This is a genomic window from Mesorhizobium sp. M2C.T.Ca.TU.002.02.1.1 (genome assembly GCF_003997225.1).
Map to the genome: position 1 here is coordinate 1 of NZ_RZTO01000026.1, position 17,416 is coordinate 17,416.

Annotated in this window: 17 protein-coding genes and 1 pseudogene; 12 read left to right on the top strand and 6 right to left on the bottom strand. The window is 65.2% G+C overall.

What is annotated here, in order from left to right; translation table 11 throughout:
• From EOD07_RS37515 to EOD07_RS02710, 6 genes and pseudogenes are all read left to right on the top strand, one after another.
• Positions 1-211: pseudogene (locus EOD07_RS37515) on the top strand (sugar phosphate isomerase/epimerase); the annotation flags it as partial.
• Positions 212-267: 56 nt separating this feature from the next.
• On the top strand, positions 268-1,371 hold the full coding sequence (locus tag EOD07_RS02690; RefSeq protein WP_245469791.1) for a substrate-binding domain-containing protein: 1,104 nt from the start codon (positions 268-270) through the stop codon (positions 1,369-1,371).
• A gap of 62 nt (positions 1,372-1,433) precedes the next feature.
• A complete protein-coding gene (locus EOD07_RS02695; protein ID WP_127233854.1) occupies positions 1,434-2,603 on the top strand; it encodes a Gfo/Idh/MocA family oxidoreductase in 1,170 nt (389 codons plus the stop codon).
• A complete protein-coding gene (locus EOD07_RS02700) occupies positions 2,600-4,186 on the top strand; it encodes a sugar ABC transporter ATP-binding protein (RefSeq protein ID WP_127233855.1) in 1,587 nt (528 codons plus the stop codon). Before EOD07_RS02695 ends, EOD07_RS02700 begins: the two co-directional genes overlap by 4 nt.
• Positions 4,176-5,144 (top strand): ABC transporter permease, encoded by a 969-nt coding sequence (locus EOD07_RS02705; protein ID WP_040985688.1) that lies wholly within the window; start codon positions 4,176-4,178, stop codon positions 5,142-5,144. The genes EOD07_RS02700 and EOD07_RS02705 overlap by 11 nt, the downstream gene beginning before the upstream one ends.
• A 1-nt stretch (position 5,145) precedes the next feature.
• Positions 5,146-5,454: a putative quinol monooxygenase gene (locus EOD07_RS02710; protein WP_127233856.1), complete on the top strand. Its 309-nt coding sequence runs from the start codon at positions 5,146-5,148 to the stop codon at positions 5,452-5,454.
• Positions 5,455-5,520: 66 nt separating this feature from the next.
• Here the strand turns inward: EOD07_RS02710 and EOD07_RS02715 are convergent, their stop codons facing one another.
• Together EOD07_RS02715 and EOD07_RS02720 are read right to left on the bottom strand one after the other, a co-directional pair.
• A complete protein-coding gene (locus tag EOD07_RS02715; protein WP_245469789.1) occupies positions 5,521-6,819 on the bottom strand; it encodes an ATP-binding protein in 1,299 nt (432 codons plus the stop codon).
• A gap of 56 nt (positions 6,820-6,875) precedes the next feature.
• Positions 6,876-7,535 (bottom strand): response regulator transcription factor, encoded by a 660-nt coding sequence (locus tag EOD07_RS02720; RefSeq protein WP_127233858.1) that lies wholly within the window; start codon positions 7,533-7,535, stop codon positions 6,876-6,878.
• 148 nt (positions 7,536-7,683) lie between these two features.
• Here EOD07_RS02720 and EOD07_RS02725 point away from each other — a divergent pair, with 148 nt between their 5' ends.
• The 6 genes from EOD07_RS02725 to EOD07_RS02745 all read left to right on the top strand — a co-directional run bounded on the left by EOD07_RS02725 (position 7,684) and on the right by EOD07_RS02745 (position 12,267).
• Entirely contained in the window at positions 7,684-8,001 is a 318-nt protein-coding gene (locus EOD07_RS02725) for a PepSY domain-containing protein (RefSeq protein WP_127233859.1), read from the top strand.
• Positions 7,988-8,137 (top strand): hypothetical protein, encoded by a 150-nt coding sequence (locus tag EOD07_RS37520; protein ID WP_164772039.1) that lies wholly within the window; start codon positions 7,988-7,990, stop codon positions 8,135-8,137. The genes EOD07_RS02725 and EOD07_RS37520 overlap by 14 nt, the downstream gene beginning before the upstream one ends.
• A gap of 90 nt (positions 8,138-8,227) precedes the next feature.
• On the top strand, positions 8,228-8,584 hold the full coding sequence (locus EOD07_RS02730; protein ID WP_127233860.1) for a hypothetical protein: 357 nt from the start codon (positions 8,228-8,230) through the stop codon (positions 8,582-8,584).
• 40 nt (positions 8,585-8,624) lie between these two features.
• Positions 8,625-9,095 carry a DUF2271 domain-containing protein gene (locus EOD07_RS02735; protein WP_127233861.1) on the top strand — a complete coding sequence of 157 codons (471 nt, stop codon included), beginning with the start codon at positions 8,625-8,627 and terminating at the stop codon, positions 9,093-9,095.
• 12 nt (positions 9,096-9,107) lie between these two features.
• A complete protein-coding gene (locus EOD07_RS02740) occupies positions 9,108-11,315 on the top strand; it encodes a PepSY domain-containing protein (RefSeq protein ID WP_127233862.1) in 2,208 nt (735 codons plus the stop codon).
• The gene (locus EOD07_RS02745) at positions 11,296-12,267 is read left to right on the top strand and encodes an FAD:protein FMN transferase (RefSeq protein WP_127233863.1); all 972 of its coding nucleotides are present in this window, start codon (positions 11,296-11,298) and stop codon (positions 12,265-12,267) included. Before EOD07_RS02740 ends, EOD07_RS02745 begins: the two co-directional genes overlap by 20 nt.
• 358 nt (positions 12,268-12,625) lie before the next feature.
• Here the strand turns inward: EOD07_RS02745 and EOD07_RS02755 are convergent, their stop codons facing one another.
• The 4 genes from EOD07_RS02755 to EOD07_RS02770 form a co-directional block, all read right to left on the bottom strand.
• Positions 12,626-13,501 (bottom strand): hydroxymethylglutaryl-CoA lyase, encoded by an 876-nt coding sequence (locus tag EOD07_RS02755; RefSeq protein ID WP_127233864.1) that lies wholly within the window; start codon positions 13,499-13,501, stop codon positions 12,626-12,628.
• Positions 13,501-14,997 (bottom strand): sugar ABC transporter ATP-binding protein, encoded by a 1,497-nt coding sequence (locus EOD07_RS02760; RefSeq protein WP_127233865.1) that lies wholly within the window; start codon positions 14,995-14,997, stop codon positions 13,501-13,503. The genes EOD07_RS02755 and EOD07_RS02760 overlap by 1 nt, the downstream gene beginning before the upstream one ends.
• Complete coding sequence (locus EOD07_RS02765) at positions 14,994-16,082, bottom strand: hypothetical protein (RefSeq protein WP_164772040.1); 1,089 nt, start codon at positions 16,080-16,082, stop codon at positions 14,994-14,996. The genes EOD07_RS02760 and EOD07_RS02765 overlap by 4 nt, the downstream gene beginning before the upstream one ends.
• Positions 16,083-16,087: 5 nt before the next feature.
• Positions 16,088-17,416 (bottom strand): SMP-30/gluconolactonase/LRE family protein (locus EOD07_RS02770; RefSeq protein ID WP_206519412.1); only part of this gene is annotated, 1,329 nt, incomplete at its 5' end.

A 17,416-nucleotide genomic window follows, 5' to 3' on the forward strand; every position in this document is an offset into this window, starting at 1 on the left:
CAGCTACGTGCATCTGAAAGGCTGGCAGCGCGACCCCTTCGCCTTCACGCCGCTCGATCGCGGCGACCTCGACATGGCGCCGATCGTCGAGGCGCTCAAGGACATCGGCTTTTCCGGCTGGATCACCACCGAACTCGATGCCTGGGCGGATCCCAGGCAAGGAGCAGCACTGAGCATGAACTACCTCAACAAGGCCATGGGGCCACGTTAAGCAACCGGGCTTCGCGCCCGTCATCAGGGAGGAACCTAATGACACGTTTCAGGACAATGACCGCGGTCTTCACGACGGCGCTGCTGGCAACCAGTCTCTATGCCGCCGCGCCCGCCTCCGCCGACCCGGATTCGGCGCTGGCGGAACTGCAAAAGACGGTGCTTTCGAAGGGCCCGAACGGCGAGGCGCCGGCTTCGGCAGCCTCCGTAACGCTGACGGACGAGGAACTGACGAAGATCAAGGACATGAAGGCCACCGCCGCGATCGTCATGCACTATGGCGGCAATGACTGGTCGAGGGCGCAGATCGCCGGGCTCAAGGACCAGTTCGGGAAGATGGGCATCGAGGTGATCGCCACCACCGATGCCGGCTTCAAGCCCGAAAAGCAGGTCGCCGACCTCGAGACGGTGATGGCGCAGAACCCGAAGATCATCGTGTCGATCCCGACCGATCCGTCGGCCACGGCATCGGCCTACAAGGCTGCCGCCGACAAGGGCGCCAAGCTGGTGTTCATGGACAACGTTCCGGCGGGCTTCGCCGCCGGCAAGGACTACGTCTCCGTGGTCTCCGCCGACAATTACGGCAACGGAGTCGCGGCCGCGCATCTGATGGCCAAGGCGCTGGGCGGCAAGGGCGAGATCGGCCTCGTCTTCCACGCCGCCGATTTTTTCGTCACCAGGCAGCGCTATGACGGCTTCAAGAAGACGATCGCCGACAACTATCCCGACATCAAGATCGTCGCCGAGCAGGGCATTGGCGGGCCGGACTTCACCGGCGATGCCGAGAAAGCGGCGTCCGCGATCCTCACCTCCCACCCGACCATCAACGGCATCTGGGCGGTGTGGGACGTGCCGGCCGAGGGCGTGATCTCGGCGGCGCGCACCGCCGGCCGCGACGACCTCGTCATCACCACCTGCGATCTCGGCGAGAACGTCGCCATCAACATGGCAAGCGGCGGCTTCGTGAAGGGGCTGGGCGCCCAGCGTCCGTTCGACCAGGGCGTCACCGAAGCCAAGCTTGCCGGCTATGGTCTGCTCGGCAAGGAGGCGCCGGCCTTCGTCGCCCTGCCGGCGCTGCCGGTAACCAAGGACACGCTGCTGGAAGGCTGGAAGGCCGTCTATCACGCCGAGGCCACCGACAAGATCAAGGGCAGCATGTAGCGGCCCCGCGGCCGGCGTGCTCCCCGCCGGCCGCTCCTTCTCAGCTCAATCTGGAGGCTATCATGACCCGAACGCTCAACGTGGCGATGATCGGCGGCGGTTTCATGGGCAAGGCCCATGCAATGGCCTATGCGGCAATGCCGATGTTCTTCTGGCCGGCGCCCGCCGTTCCCGTGCGCAAGGTTGTGGTCGACGTGACCGAGGCCTTGGCCGACGAAGGCCGCCGCCGCTACGGTTTCGAGGAATCCTCCGCCGACTGGCGCTCCGTGGTGAAAAGGCCGGACATCGACGTTGTCGATATCGTCACGCCGAACGACAGCCATGCCGCGATCGCCATCGCAGCGGCGGAATCCGGCAAGCACATCATCTGCGAAAAGCCGCTGGCGCGCGGCGGCGACGAGGCGAAGACCATGCTCGACGCGGTGAGGAAGGCGGGCATCATCCACATGGTCGCCTTCAACTATCGGCGCACCCCGGCGGTGGCGCTGGCCCGCCAATACATAGAGGAGGGCCGCATCGGCAAGATTCTCAACTTCCGCGGCACCTATCTCCAGGACTGGTCGGCCGATCCGGATTCCCCGCTCTCCTGGCGCTTCCAGAAGAAGATCGCCGGCTCCGGCTCGATCGGCGACATCGGCACGCATGTCGTCGATCTTGCCCGCTACCTCGTTGGCGAGATCGCCGAGGTCAGCGCGCTGGTGCGCACCTACAACAAGACGCGTCCGGTCCAGAGCGGCAATCTCGACAGGCTCGGCGCCGCCGAACGGAACACCGGCGCGCAACGGGCCGAAGTCGATGTCGACGATGAGGTGGTGACGCTGCTCAAATTCGCCGACGGCGCCATCGGCTCGCTCGAGGCGACCCGCAATGCCTATGGCCGCAACAATTTCATCACTTTCGAGATCCACGGCACCAAGGGCTCCATTGCCTTCAACTACGAACGGCGCGACGAATTGCAGGTCATGTTCGCCGATGATCCTGCCGACGCCCGCGGGTTCAGGACCGTTTATTCCGGTCTGGCGCATCCCTATGGTTCGGGCCTGTGGCCGATCCCGGCGCTTGGCATCGGCTATTCCGAGACCAAGATCGTCGAGTGTTTCGACTTCTTCTCGGCCATCGCGTCCGGCAAGCAGCCGTCGCCGAATTTCGAGGACGGCTACAAGACGGAGCGGGTCGCCGACGCTTTGATCGAATCCGGTGAGAGCGGCCATTGGGTCAAGGTCCGGCCATGATCGACGGGACGCCTGTTCATGCGGTGGAGATGAAGGGCGTCAGCAAATCCTTCGGCGGCGTCAAGGCGCTGGTCGATGTCGACCTGCAGGTGGAGAAGGGTGAGATCCACGCCCTGCTCGGCGGCAACGGCGCCGGCAAGTCGACCATCCTCAAAGTGCTGAACGGCGTGCATGCGCCCGACAGCGGCACCATCCTTGTCGACGGCAAGCCGCTGAGCGAGATTTCGCCTGAGGCGTCGCGCCGGGCGGGCATCGCCATGATCTTCCAGGAGATGAGCCTGATCCCGACATTGACCGTGGCGCAGAACGTGTTCCTCACCCGTGAAGCCAAAGACGCGTTCGGCCTGATTGATGATCGCGCGGCCGAGAGGCGCGCCCGGGATCTGTTCGCCATGCTCGAGGTCGAGGTCGATCCGAAGGCGATCGTCGGCGATCTCGGCGCCGGCCAGCGGCAATTGACCGAGATCGTCAAGGCGATCTCGCAGAACGCCAAGGTGCTGGTGCTCGACGAGCCGTCGACGGCACTGGCCGTGTCCGATGTCGAGCGGCTGTTCGCCTTCCTGCGCAAGCTGAGGTCGGATGGCGTGGCCATCATCTATGTCTCGCACCGCATGGACGAGATCGCCCGCATCGCCGACCGCGCCACCATCCTGCGCGACGGCCGCCATGTCATCACCGCGCCGCTGTCGGACCTGCCGGTCGAAACGATGATCGAACACATTGTCGGCAAACGCTCACGCGGCCTGTCGGATGTGGCGCGCGGCGGATCGCGCATCGGAGAACCGTTGCTGGAGTTCGACAACGTGTCGGGCATGACGAAGCCGAAGAATGCCAGTTTCGTCGTCCGCGGCGGCGAGGTGGTGGGCCTTGCCGGACTGCTCGGCTCCGGCCGCTCCGCGATCGCGCGCGTCATTGCCGGCATCGAGCCGATCGTCGAAGGCGAAATGCGCATCGCTGGCAAGCCGGTGGCGATCACGAGGCCAAGCGACGCCATCGAGGCCGGCATCGCGCTGGTGCCCGAGGACAGGTTGCGGCAAGGTGTCATTGCCGAGCATTCGGTCGCCTCCAACATCGCGCTTGCCTCGCTCGACCGGCTGAGCCGCAATGGTTTCATGTCGAACAGCAAGATGCGCGAGCAGTCCGACAGCCAGATCGGAAGGCTGCGGATCAAGACCGCTTCGCGCGACGCTGCGGTGCGCACGCTGTCGGGCGGCAATCAGCAGAAGGTCGTCATCGGCAAATGGCTTGCGACCGAGCCGGATATTCTTGTCCTCGATGAGCCGACCTCCGGCATCGACATCGGCTCGAAGTCGGAAATCATCATGCTGGTGCGCGAGCTCGCCAAGAGCGGCAAGGCCATCATCATGATCTCGTCCGAGCTGTCCGAGATGCTGACCGCCTGCGACCGCATACTCGTCATCGCGGACGGCCGCGTCATGGACGACATAGACCGCGGCGAACTCGACGATCTGTCGGCGCCGGAGGACGATCCGGTCGCGCGGCTGCAGGCAGCGGAGCGCAAGCTGCAGATCGTCATCCAGAAGGCGCTGAGCAAGAGTGAGGGAGGAACACATGTCCACTGACCGGGACACCGCTCCCTCGCTCCTCGCAAGGCTCGGTCTCGCCAACTGGCGGCAGAACATCATCTATATCGGCTTCGTCGTGATCTTCATCGTGTTCGCGATCACGCTGTTCGACAAGGGCTTCCTCAACCCCAACAACCTGCTCAACATCGTGCGCCAGACGGCGATGATCGCGGTCATGGCGATCGCCATGACCTACGTGCTGTCGGCGGGAGAGATCGACCTGTCCGTCGGGGCGGTGGCGGGGCTGGCTTCGGTGACCACGGCCATGGCGATCGATGCCGGTGGACCGGTTACCGGCATCGTTGCAGGCCTCGCCACCGGCGCCGTCGTCGGTACCTTCAACGGGCTCCTGACGACGCGCATCGGCATTCCGTCCTTCCTCACCACGCTGGCCATGATGGGGATCGCCACCGGCACCGCGATGTGGATGAGCGATACGGCCGCGGTGCCGATCATCTCGAAGAGCTATTCGTGGATTTTTGGTGGTGGCAATATCGGGCCGGCGCCCGTCCTGCTGATCTGGATGCTGGTGCTGGGCGCCGTCGGTCATGTCGTGCTGAGGCGAACCAGCTTCGGCCGGCGCGTGCTGGCCACCGGCGGCGGCGAGGTCGCCGCGCGCTACTCCGGCATCGACACCAAGTCGATCAAGTTCCGCGTCCTCATCATCTCGGCCATGGCGGCGGCTCTTGCCGGCATGCTCTATGCCGGGCGGCTGCAATCCGGCCGCTTCCAGCTCGGCCAGGGCGACGAGCTGTCGGTCATCGCGGCGGCGGTGCTTGGCGGCACCAGCCTGTTCGGCGGGTCCGGCACGGTGATCGGAACCATTGTCGGCGCGTTGATGATCGGGCTTATCAACAACGGCTTGATCCTGATGGGCCTGGAGTTCAGCCAGCAACTGATCGCGCGCGGCGCCATCATCATCCTTGCCGTCGCGCTCAGCCAGGGACGGAAATGACATGGCGGTTCCTTACACGGTGATCGGCACCGTCGTCGCCAAGCCGGAGACTCGCGAGGAACTGCAGGCGATCCTGTCGGGCTTCGTGGAGCCGACGCGGGCCGAGGAGGGCTGCATCAACTACGATTTCCATGTCGATGCGGCCGACCCTTGCGTGTTCATGTTCTACGAGAACTGGCGCTCGAAGGACGATCTCGACCGGCATTTGGCAATGCCGCATCTGAAGCCGCTGTTCGGCCGCCTCGATGATCTGGTCGCACGTCCGGTCGACGTCCGTCGTTTCGTGATGTTGAGCCGGATGGCGACCTGAAGCACGAGCATCATCTCGTGCCTGCATCCAGCCATTTTCACCGTCGCCATCGGGGCAGACACCACATCAAGATGAAGCCGTGGACTTGGACTCGCTTGCGATCGCGAGGTTCACGCTGGCTTCGAAACCGGACTGCTTCCCTGGCCTAGGCGATTTGAGGGTGAGCGGGCTGCCTATCCGATCAGCAATCGTCGAAACGATCGACAGCCCGATTCCGCTGCCGCGGGCCGAAGTTCCGCCCCGCTCGAAACGGCCCGCCAGTTTCGCCATTATCTCGGGCGGCACAACGGGTCCTTCGTTTGACACCGTCAGCAGCCCATCCGAGTCGAGGGTCACTGCCACAGGCGACGAGGCCTTGCCATAGCGCAGCGCGTTGTCGATGAGGTTGCGGCACAGGATCCCGGCGGCATCGGGATCGATATCGGACATCACGGGAGTTGCCGGCAGGCTAAGGATGATGCTCTCATATGGCACGCTCCTCCGCAAATCGTCGACTACGGCCCGCAGTGCCGCACGAAGATCCGACGTTCGTTCCAATCGAAGCCGGCTGCCTTCCGCCCGGGCGAGTTGCATCAGCCGTTCGGCGCGCGCCGTCAGCCGCTTGAGGGTCGCCTCGATGTCCGCTCCGCGCTGGCCGATATGTGGTTCGGTGGTTTCCTTCCGGATGCGCTGGGCCTGGGCGATCGCCCCGGCAAGCGGGGTCCTCAGCTCGTGGGCGGTGTTGGTGGCGAGGCTGCGTTCTGCTTCGAAGGCGGCTCTGAGCCTTTCGAGCAGTGCGTTCAGTGTGACAGCCAGCGGCGCGAGCTCGCTGGGCAGATCATCGGATGCCACAGGCCCGAGATCCTTCTCGCTCCGGGTTTCGAGTTGCTCCCGGAACGCCCGCAACGGCCTCGTGCTTCTTTGCGCCGCGAGCGCGATGGCGACGAAGGCGGCCGGGATTATCAGAAGGATGGGCAGGCCCAGGCCCATCTGAACCTCCCTGACCACTTGAGCCCGATGGGCGAGAGGTTCGGCCACCGTGATGCGAACCGTGCCCTGCAGGGCCTCCTCGCTGTACAGGCGATGCGTCGCTGTCTGGCCGAATCCAGGTCTTTCATAGGGCGGGAACACAGAGACGTCAGCCGCGTGGGACTGAAGGAGGACCTTGCCCTTGTCGTCGCGGACAATGTAGGTGAGAAGCTCGTCATGGCTGCGGATTGCTCCAAGCCGCTGGATGGCGACATCTTCGTCCTCGCGGCCCACGATGTCCAAGACCGCCAAGGGAAGCAAGCGTTGCGCAGTCTCCTGGAGCGAGGAATCGAAGACGTCCTCGATCCCATGCCGCAGCAAGACAGCGGTCGTCCACGCCGCGCCGGACCAGATCACGAGCAGAACCGCCCCTAACGACAGGAGGAGCCTGCCCTGGAGGCTTCGGGGACGCCTCATGCCGGGGCCAGCCTGTAGCCGAGGCCTCGCTCGGTCTCGATGAGGTCGGTGCCGAGCTTCTTGCGCAGCCTGCTGACATGGACCTCGATCGTGTTGCTCTCCACCTCGGCATCGAAGTCGTAGAGCTTCTCCTCGAGCTGCGCCTTCGAGAGCAGCTGGCCCGGCCGTGTCAGGAACGCCTCCAGCAATGCCCATTCGCGGGCTGTCAGCTGAACGGTCTTGCCGTCCCGGCGCACGCTCCGGCGGGCGATGTCGATGTCGAGCGAACGAAGTCGTATGATCGGGTTGGGATTGCCGGAATATCGTCGCGCGACGGAGCCGATGCGCGCCGACAATTCGTCGAGATCGAACGGCTTGACGATGTAATCGTCGGCCCCGGCCGTCAGGCCTTCAATCCTGTCCGACACCTGGTCGAGCGCCGTCAGGATGATGATGGGCGTGACATCTCCGGCCGCCCTCAGTGCGCGAAGGAACACGATCCCCCGTCCGTCGGGGAGCATTAGGTCGAGCAGGATCAGGTCGTAGGCCGCGCCCGCCATCGCGTCCCGCGCCGCGTCGATCCGTGTGACCCAGTCCACCGAGTGGCCGTCACCGACGATCTGGTCTCGCACCGCCGCGCCAAGCACGCTGTCGTCCTCTATCAGCAGGATTCGCATAGTCGTTCGCCTTTTCGCGGCCGCTGCCTTCCTTGGCGGACGTTCCTGACACCAGGCTGAAGCGGATTGCGCGCGAGCTTCAGCATACCGTCAGCTTGGCTCTCCACCTTGCGTTGGCTCAAATCAGGTTGGAACGGAGTCCGGGCCTATGCGGCTTGCCCTGATAATTCTCGCCTGCGCCGCGGCCCTGCATCCAGGACTGGCGCTCGCCGATGACCAATGCTTCGTGCCGATGGCGGACTGGAAGCCGAGGGAGGCCGTGACGGCCCTTGCGGCCCGGAGTGGCTGGACGGTGCGCCGGATCAAGATCGACGACGGTTGCTACGAGATCGACGGCACCGACGCTCAGGGGCAGCGGATCGAGGTGACCGTCCATCCATCGACCCTCGACATCATCCAGATCGAACCCAGGGACGGCGCCGGTCATCGTCACCGTACCGAAGAAGGCCGCCATGACGATCAATGACTTTGCCTCGATCGCGCCCCAATCCCAAGAACCCGCCGCGCGGCGGGTTCTTGTCTGGGACCCGCTGGTTCGCCTCTTCCACTGGGGCCTCGTCGGCGCGTTCAGCCCCGTTTCGGCGGGGCCTTTCGATTCCTGACGGCAAGCTGAAGCAGAAAGTCCTCTTCCGTCAGGAAGGGATCAGGCCGGGCCGCCAGAACGGCACCAGCAGAAAAAAGGAGACCCTGCGATGAAAAAGACCATTTCCATCTTGCTTGCGTCGACAGCGCTGATCGCCGTGATCGGCATTCCCGCGTGGAGCGCCATGCACGGCGCTGGCCAGCTCGAGGGACGGCGCGACACAGCCCTGGGAGCCTTCCGGGCCTTGGGGGCATCTCCGGTGTTGGTCAGCGACGATGGCGGCGAAAGCCGTGATCATGAACGCCGACTTCGCCGCGGGGACGGCGACGACCATGATGAGGGCGATGACGAAGATGATGACGACGACGGCGGCAGCGGGTCGGGCCCGGCTCCGGCCGGAAGCGTGGCTCCCCCGAACAATGGTCTCTTCGGCACCGGGGCGACGCCCAAGGTTCAGGTCAACTGAGCCGACGGCTTGCATCACGCCAGATCAAGGAAACAGCCCAATGAAAACCATTTTCGCCGCCCTGGCCCTGACCACGGCGCTGACGCTTCCCGGCATCGCCACGGCGCGGCCGGTAACCCTCACCACCACGCTGAAGAATTATGGCGGCAACGGCGCCTACCTCGCCATCTACGTCACGGACCCCAAAGGGGGTTACGCCGGAAGCCTGTGGATGGCTGGAACCAAGTCCAAATACTACGAACACCTGTCCGACTGGTACCGCGCGACGGGTGGCAACACCGCCGAGATCAATGGCATCACCGGAGCCAGCGTGGGCGCCGGCCGCCAGCTGGAGATCACGCTCGACCTCGCCGACGCGCTCTTTGACGCCGGCTATACCGTCCACGTCGACGCGGCCGTCGAGGACATGCGCGACAGCCCCAACGAGATTGCCGTGCCGCTGACGGCGCAAGGGGCTGGAAAGTCCACCCCCGGCCGCCGCTACATCGCGGACTTCAGCTACGGCTTGTAAGGCGCTGCAGCAATGATCCGTGCCCTTCACCGTTGGCTGGGCCTGCCGGCTCTTGTCCTCGTGACGCTCCTCGCCGTCAGTGGCGCGGCGCTGTCCGTCTTCCCGGCGGCGGAACGGATTTCCGCGCCGCAGGCGGAACAGGCGATGAGCGTCGCAGACCTTGCCGCACGCATCAAGTCCGCCTTCCCGGGGGTCGAGCAGATACGGCGCTCACCCTCCGGACGCATCACCGCCTTCTGGTTCGAGGGCGGCACGCCGGCATCGGCCGTTATCGACCCGGCGACAGGAGCCGCTACGGCTTCGGCCGATCCCAACCCGGTCCAGCGCTGGCTTACCAACCTGCACCGCTCGCTGTTCCTTGACGACGCCGGCCGCATCGCCATGGCAACGGGGGCGGCGGCGATGCTCGTCCTCGCCATTTCTGGTTCCATGCTCGTCGCGCGGCGCGCCGGCGGATGGAGACGCTGGTTTGCCCCGCTCCGGGGACCTCTGGCAGGGCGCGTCCATGTCGAGCTTGCGCGCGGTGCTGTCCTCGGCCTTCTGCTGTCGTCGGCAACGGCCCTTTGGATGACGGCCTCGACCTTCGGGTTCCTTCCGGACAAGGCGCCCGTTCCAAGCCCGCCATCCGCGATGAGCGAGACGATGGGCGCCACCTTGACATCGATGCCGCTGTTCGCGGCGACGCCCGTGTCGAGCCTGCGCGAGCTGAACTTCCCCTATGCGGGAGACGCCACCGACGTCTTTACGCTCAAGACCGACAGCGGCACTGGCTACCTCGACCAGGGAACCGGGGCGACGCTCGGCTGGTCAGGCTCGAGTGGTTGGACGCGCGTCTCGGACACCATTTACATGCTCCACACCGGACAGGGCGCGGCACTTCTCGGTCTGTTTCTCGGGCTCACGGCGCTTACCGTTCCTGTCATGGGCGCAACGGGACTCCTCATCTGGCTGACGGGCCTCAGCGGCCGTCCCAGGATTCGCGACAATGCCGCGCCGGGCGGTGCTGAGACGATCATCCTGGTCGGAAGCGAGAGCGGCAGCACATGGGGTTTTGCCGCGACATTGCATCTGGCGCTGACTCGCGCCGGGCAGCGCGTCCACACCGCGCCGATGTCGTCGTTCGACCCCGGGCGCTTTTCCGGTGCGGACCGGTACGTCGTGCTTGCCGCGACCTACGGCAACGGCGACGCTCCCGCTTCCGCGAAAGGATTCCTGGACCGGGTGGCAGGGCTTTCCGCGGCGCCTGCGGCGCGACTGGCTGTGCTTGGCTTCGGCGACCGGAGTTTCCCGGCCTTCTGCGCCTACGCCAGGGCGGTTGCCACTGCCGCCGAAGGTCGGGGTTGGCCACGTCTGCTGCCATTCGAAACGGTCGACCGCCAGTCACCGCAGGAGTTCGCCCGCTGGGGACGCGCGCTTGGCGAAGCACTCGGCATCGACCTGGAACTCAACCACCAGCCCGTCCTCCCCGAGGTCAAGCCGCTGACGCTTGTTTCGCGCCGCGACTACGGCCACGAAGTCCAGGCTCCGACCGCGATCCTGCGCTTTGCCCTGCCGCCCCTGTCCGTTTGGCAACGTCTGACGGGGCGCGGATTCGGCCGTTTCGAACCGGGGGACCTGCTCGGCATCGTGCCTGAGGGGTCGCCTGTGCCGCGCTTCTATTCGCTCGCCTCGGGCAGCCAGGACGGTTTCGTGGAGATTGTGGTGCGCAGGCATCCGGGTGGCATCTGTTCCGGCGAGCTCATGGCGCTCGAACCGGGCGGAACGGTTGCTGGCTTCATCCGCCGCAACTCCACGTTCCATGTCAGACGCGACAGTGCGCCGCTCATATTGATCGGAGCGGGCACCGGGATGGGACCGCTTGCCGGCTTCATCCGCGCCAACAACTCGCGGCGGCCGATCCACCTGTTCTTCGGCATGCGGCTTCCAGGAAGCGATTTCCTCTACCGCGAGGAACTCGAAGCCTGGGCGGCCACCGGCAGGCTCTCCAGCCTGTCCACCGCGGTCTCGCGCGGAGCGCGGCCGCGCTACGTTCAGGACGCGCTCGCCGCCGAGCAGCGCGAAGTCGTCCGCGCCATAGGAAAGGGCGCGCGGATCATGGTTTGCGGCGGGCGGCACATGGCGGCCGGGGTTGCCGAGGCGATGACGCGAATACTTGAACCGCTTGGGCTGTCGCCCGCGGTCCTGAAGGCGGAGGGACGCTATGTCGAAGATGTCTACTGACCTTGTGCGGCACGCCCTCAACGGGCCGACGATGGGCACACGCTGGTCCGCGCTTTTCCACGTGCTTTCCGGCTTTGACGTAGAAGCTGTCCGTGCGGCCCTGCAGGCCTCGGTCGACGAGGTCGATGCGCAGATGTCGACATGGCAATCTGACAGCGATCTCATGCGCCTTAACCGGGCTCCGGTAGGGGCGTGGGTGACGATTCCTGGATGCCTCCTCGACGTGATCAGGCTGGGGCTGAATGTCGGCCGCGCTTCTGGCGGCGCTTTCGATATAGGTGTCGGCGACGCGGTGACCGCGTGGGGCTTCGGCCCGGCTGAAGCCAGTCCGGATCGCATCCGCTGCGCGATGCAGGCCATGCGCATGCCTGCCCACGATGCGCTGGAGATCGACGGAGCCAGGGTCCGCAAGCGCGTGCCAATAGCGCTTGACCTCAACGGCGTCGCCAAGGGCTACGGCGTGGACCGCCTTGCCGGGATTCTCGGCGGCTTCGGCATCCGCGACGCACTCGTGGGAATCGATGGCGAGATGCGGGCGGTGGGTCTGAAACCCGACGGTGAGGCCTGGACGGTTGCCGTGGAGGAACCGGACCCGGAACGCCGCGCGCCGCATTCGATCCTGTCCTTGCAGGATTGCGCTGTGGCCACATCCGGCGACTACCGCCACCGGGTCGAAGTGCAGGGTCGACATCTCTCTCACACCATGGACCCGACCCTCGGCGCGCCGCTCATCAAATCGCCAGCCTCGGTCACTGTCATCGCGCCGACCTGCGCCGAGGCTGATGCCTGGGCGACCGCATTCATGGTGCTCGGCCCGGACAAGGGTGGGGACCTTGCGCAACGGCTGGGGTTCAATGTCCTGTTCCTGGCTCGCGCTGAAGCGGATAGCATCTGCTCTTGCCGGATCGGTGGCTTGTTCGGCGCCGCGCCCATGTTGGTGGCAGCGGCCTGAGCACGATAGGGCAGTCGAACGGAGACAGGCTGAAACGGCCCAGCCGCTGATCGCCCCTGCCGCTGATCGCCTGGGACGGCCTCGGCCTGGGCGTCGTTCCTTATGCGCGTGACCGCGCGCACGACTCCACCGCCCTGTACAGCCAACCCAACCTGCGATGCCTCACACGGACAGAGCTCGGCATGGTCGATGTCCTCGTGCCCGCGCACTGCTGCCGGGCAGAGGCTTCTGCTTCGGCGGGATCGACGCCAACCGACTTCCTTAACCCCTGCTTCCTGCGTGGCGCCGCAATTGACCCTGCACATCGGGGACCCCGCTGCCTTTCTGGCATCCACACGGGTGTTCGTCCGGCTGGTCCTCACGTCTCCCGAACGGACCTGTTCTCCATGAGTGATTGTGCCATTTTTTGCGCGCCTGCCAAAGCGTCGCGGTCGATGCCATGGACATACCCATGTCGATCGAGGTGCTCCATCAATCGCTCGGTCGCCAGGTTTCCCGCCGCCCCCGGAGCATAGGGGCAGCCGCCCAGCCCGCCGATCGCGCTGTCGAACGTCCGGATGCCGTGTTCAAGCGCCACGTCCACATTCGACAGCGCCAGCCCCGATGTGTCGTGAAAGTGGCAGGCCAGTTGTCTTGGAGGAACGGCCTTCAGCACTTCGGCCAGCATGGGCTCGACCCTTTCGGGTGTCGCCCGGCCGATCGTGTCGGCGATGGCGATTTCAGAGCAGCCGAGATCGAGCAATCGCGCGGACACGGACCGCGCCGCCGCCGGTTCTATCGGCCCCTCATAGGGGCACTCGACGGCGCATGACACATAGCCGCGCACTGCTATGTCCCGTGCCGCGGCCAATGCGAGCACCGGCCTGAAACGTTGCAAGCTCTCGGCGATCGAGCAGTTTATGTTTTTTTGCGCGAAGGTCTCCGATGCGCTGGTAAACACCGCCAGCTCCCGCGCGCCCGCCTGGATGGCGGCCAACGCGCCCTGCTCGTTGGGGACCAGCGCCGAAAGCGTCAGGCCGGATCTCCTCGGGATGCCGCGCATGACGGCATCGTGGTCGGCCATCTGCGGCACCCATTTGGGCGAGACGAACGCCGTCGCCTCGATCCTGCTGAAGCCGGCTTGCGCAAGAAGCTCGATCAGGGCGAGTTTGTCCTCGGTCGAGACTATGCGCTTTTCGTTCTGCAGTCCGTCGCGCGGTCCGACCTCGACGATGGTGACCTTGTCGCCAGTCATCAGTGGACGGCCGCGTACATGATCTTCTCCTCGTTAGCCTCGTCGATCGACATCTCCTCGACGATACGGCCCTGCTTGGCGACAAGGATACGGTCGGAAATGGCGAGGATTTCGGGCAGATAGGACGAGATGACCACCACCGCCGCGCCGGCATCGGCCAATTGCTGGATGGTGGCGTGGATTTCGGCGATGGCTCCGACATCGACGCCCCTAGTCGGTTCGTCGAAGATGATCAGTTCCGGATTCTGGATCAGGCTTTTCGCGATGACCACCTTCTGCTGGTTACCGCCCGAGAGTTCGACCACATTCGGATTTGGCCGGATCGTGCGGATCTTCAGCTTTTCGACCCAGCTCGCGGCTGCTTCCCTGGCCTGCGCCATGCTGACCACGGAAATCGGGTTCGCACCGACCGAAAGCTTGCCCAGAAAGACGTTCTGGGAAATGCCCAGCGTGTCGAACAGCCCATCAAGCTTGCGATCCTCGGTTACATAGGCGATCCGCTTGTTGACGGCGTTGCGCGGCACCTTGAAGCGCACGCTTTCGCCGTTCAGCTTGATGCGCCCGCCATGGAAGAAGTCCCGCTTCAGAACGCCGGCTGCGATCTTCATCATTTCGGTGCGCCCGGCGCCGACAAGGCCGAACATTCCCGTGACCTGGCCGGCAAAGACGGACATGGTGGCGCTGCGCACGGCCTTGCCCATGGAGACGTTCTCCAGCGCCAGCACCTTGCGACCGGCCGGCCTCGGCCTGCGAGCCTGCGCCTTGCCGTAGAGCTCGTCCTTCAACTGGCGGCCGACCATCGCCTGTATGATGCGGTCGCGCGTGAAATTCTTCGTCTCGTCGGTGACGACCAGCTCGCCGTCGCGCAGCACGCTGATCCGGTCGGCGATCGACAGCGCCTCCTCCAGCGCATGCGAGATGAAGATGATCGAACCGCCATCCGCCTTCAGCCGTTCGACCAGGGCGAAGAAATGCTGCTTTTCCTCCGGCGTCAGCGTTGCGGTCGGCTCGTCGAAGATGAAGATGCGCGCCTTGTGCTGCACGGCGCGCGCGATCTCGACCATCTGTTTCTTCGCGGCGCCCAGGGAAGAGACCAGCGCGGTCGGCTCGACATGGAAGCTCAGCCGCTGCAATTGCTGCTGCGCCCTTATGTTGACGCCGCGCAGCCGGTTGAAGAAGCTCTCCTCGCCAAGGAACAGGTTCTGCGCCACCGTCATCGAGGCGATCAGATTGGTTTCCTGAAACACCATGGCAACGCCGTTGGCGAGCGCCTCCGCGGGGGAGGAGAACTTGCGCGCGACGCCCTCGACCAGCATCTCTCCGGCGGTCAGCGGATAAAGGCCGGCAAGAACCTTGGTCAGCGTCGACTTGCCCGCACCGTTTTCGCCGAGCAGCGCATGGACCTCGCCCTTGCGCAGGGTGAAGTTGACGTTTCTGAACGCGGCGACGCTGCGGAAAGACTTGGTCGCATCGCGGAATTCGACGATGTCCGTCATGGCGCCGTCTCCATGCCCGTCGCGATGCCGAGCAGCGTTCCGCCGCCACGCGACGCGGCGTAAAGAACGCCCCGGAATTCCGCCACCGAGGCGATGCCGTGCATCCTGCCGTCGGCGCGCGAATGCAGGCTAGCGAGCGGCTTCATCCTGCTGTCCAGGCGCACGACCATGCCATAGGATCGAGAAGGCGCCCACGGCTTCATGATGCCCATCTGCCGGACCGATCCGGCCTGCAGGGGCTGTTCATCACCGCCATTGTCGGCGAAGTCAGGCCCGATCCAGGCTTCGGACGGTATCGTCGCCATCATCTCGCGGCGATAATCGTCCTCGCTGAGCACGAATTCGGTCAGTTGCCGGCGCGGCGCGAACAGCGCCAGCCAGAAGCCGCCGTCAGAAGCCGGCGCCAATCGTGCCGGATAGGCGGGAAGGTCGCCGATCAGTATGTCGGCCCGCGATCTCGCACCGGCGCCCGGTGTCGCGATGCGGTGCCGCCAGCTTTCGCTGACAGCCAGCCCACCGTCGGCAAGCAGGGCGATCCCGTATGGAAAGGCCATGCCTTCCGCCGTGAGCGCGCTCTCTCCCGTCGAAATCCGGTAACGCAGAATGGCGCCGCTCGCGCCGTGGCTCATCAGGTCGCGCTTCCAGTCGGAGGCGGCGTGGCGTCGCGAACCAATCGCCAGATAGAGCGTGTCATCGTTGCCGAACAGGCCCGCTGTCACGCACCGCGCGCAGTCGGCCGGCAGATCGATATGGCGCCAGCCATGCTTGTCGAGCATTTCAAGGCCGGATCCTTGGACGCCGACAGCCAGCCGACCCGAAGGCGAGGCCGCGACCATGGTGATTTCGCCTTTGAACTGCCGGACCAGCTCGGCGCGCCTGGAGGCAGGGTCGATCGCAAACAGCGTCTCGCCGCTGCTGCAATAGAGCCCTTCGCGCGTGGCCGCCAGATTGTCGATTTGCGGCAGTTCCAGCACGCGGACCGCGCTATCCAGCAGCGTGTTGGGTTTGAAGACGCCATCCATGGCGGGCACGCTCAGCGCATCCTCGCTGCCGCGTCCGAGCAAGGTCGCGATTGTCGACAACATGCCCATCAGCCCTTGCCCCAATAGTCGTTGCGCGTCGTCCATTGCGGGTCGGCGTCCGGCAGGCGCACACGTCCGACCCGGTTGTTGGAGACGCCGCCGAGATAGAGATAGCCCTTGTGCTCGCATGTCGAGGTGATCGACGGATGGTTCTCGCCCTTCCGGTCCCACAGCACGGAGAGAACCTTGCCTTCCTCGGATATCTGCACGACGCAGCCGCGGTTGACGTTCGGGAACAGCCATTCGTCGGCGGCGATCCGGCGCGCCATGCGGCGACGGAAGGCCGGCTTGCGCATGGCAAGGTCGAAGGTCCTGGTCCGCAGGCCGAGCAGCGCTATCCAGTAAGTGCCGTTCGAGCCGCGATTGATGTTGTCCGGATAGCCGGGCAGGTTCGAGACGAAGACTTCCTTGTGGCCTTTCTTCGGGCCATCGAACCAGTAGCGCGAGATCCGGCAGGCCCAGGTCTCGGCAAACAGCAGCGATTGTCCGTCGCGGCAGATCGTGATGCCGTTGGCGAAGATCAGGCCACGCAGCGCCGTGCGTGTCTTTCCGGTCGCCGGGTCGTGGCAGATGAGGCGGCCGTTGCCGCGTCCTTCCAGCGCGTCGACCACCCAGTCCGCCATTTCGTAGCGGATCGTTGCCTCGCTGAAGAAGATGCGCCCGTCCGGCGCCACGTCGAGATCGTCAGGAAGGCGCAGCCGGGAATCGTCGATGACCGAGAGCCAGCTCCGGTTGGTCTCGTCGGTGACCTTGGAGACCGTGCCGTCCGAGCTGACCTTGTAGACACCCATGCCGCCGACACAGGTCAGCAAGTCGCCCTCCTTGTTGAAACTGAGGCCAAGCGGATGGCCGCCAATCCGCGCGAAGACCTCGCTTCTTTGGTAGTCGGGCGCGAGGAACCGCACGATCGTGCCGTGACGCGTGCCGGTGTATAGATGGTCGTTGCTGTCCAGGATGACGTCTTCCGGCCCTTCGATCTCGCCAAGGCCGATCAGCTCGACATCGCCCAGCCGGTCGTTCAGGGCGAACGCGGCGCTGTTCTCCCCGGCCCGTTCGGGCAGGGCCAGATAGGTCGGCGAGACATAGACCTTGCTGAGGATCTTGCCCCGGTTCTTCACCCATTTGGCGTCGAACAGCACGGCCACGATCAGGATCAGGCCCAGCAGGAGCTGGTTCACGGAGCCGGGCGTCGACAGGCGGATCAGGCCGTTGGTCAGGATCAGTACCAGAATCGCGCCGATCAGGGCGTTGCCCACCGAGCCGCGTCCGCCGCCGAGCGATACGCCGCCGAGGACCACGGCCGTCAGCACGGAAATCTCCAGTCCTATCCCCGTATC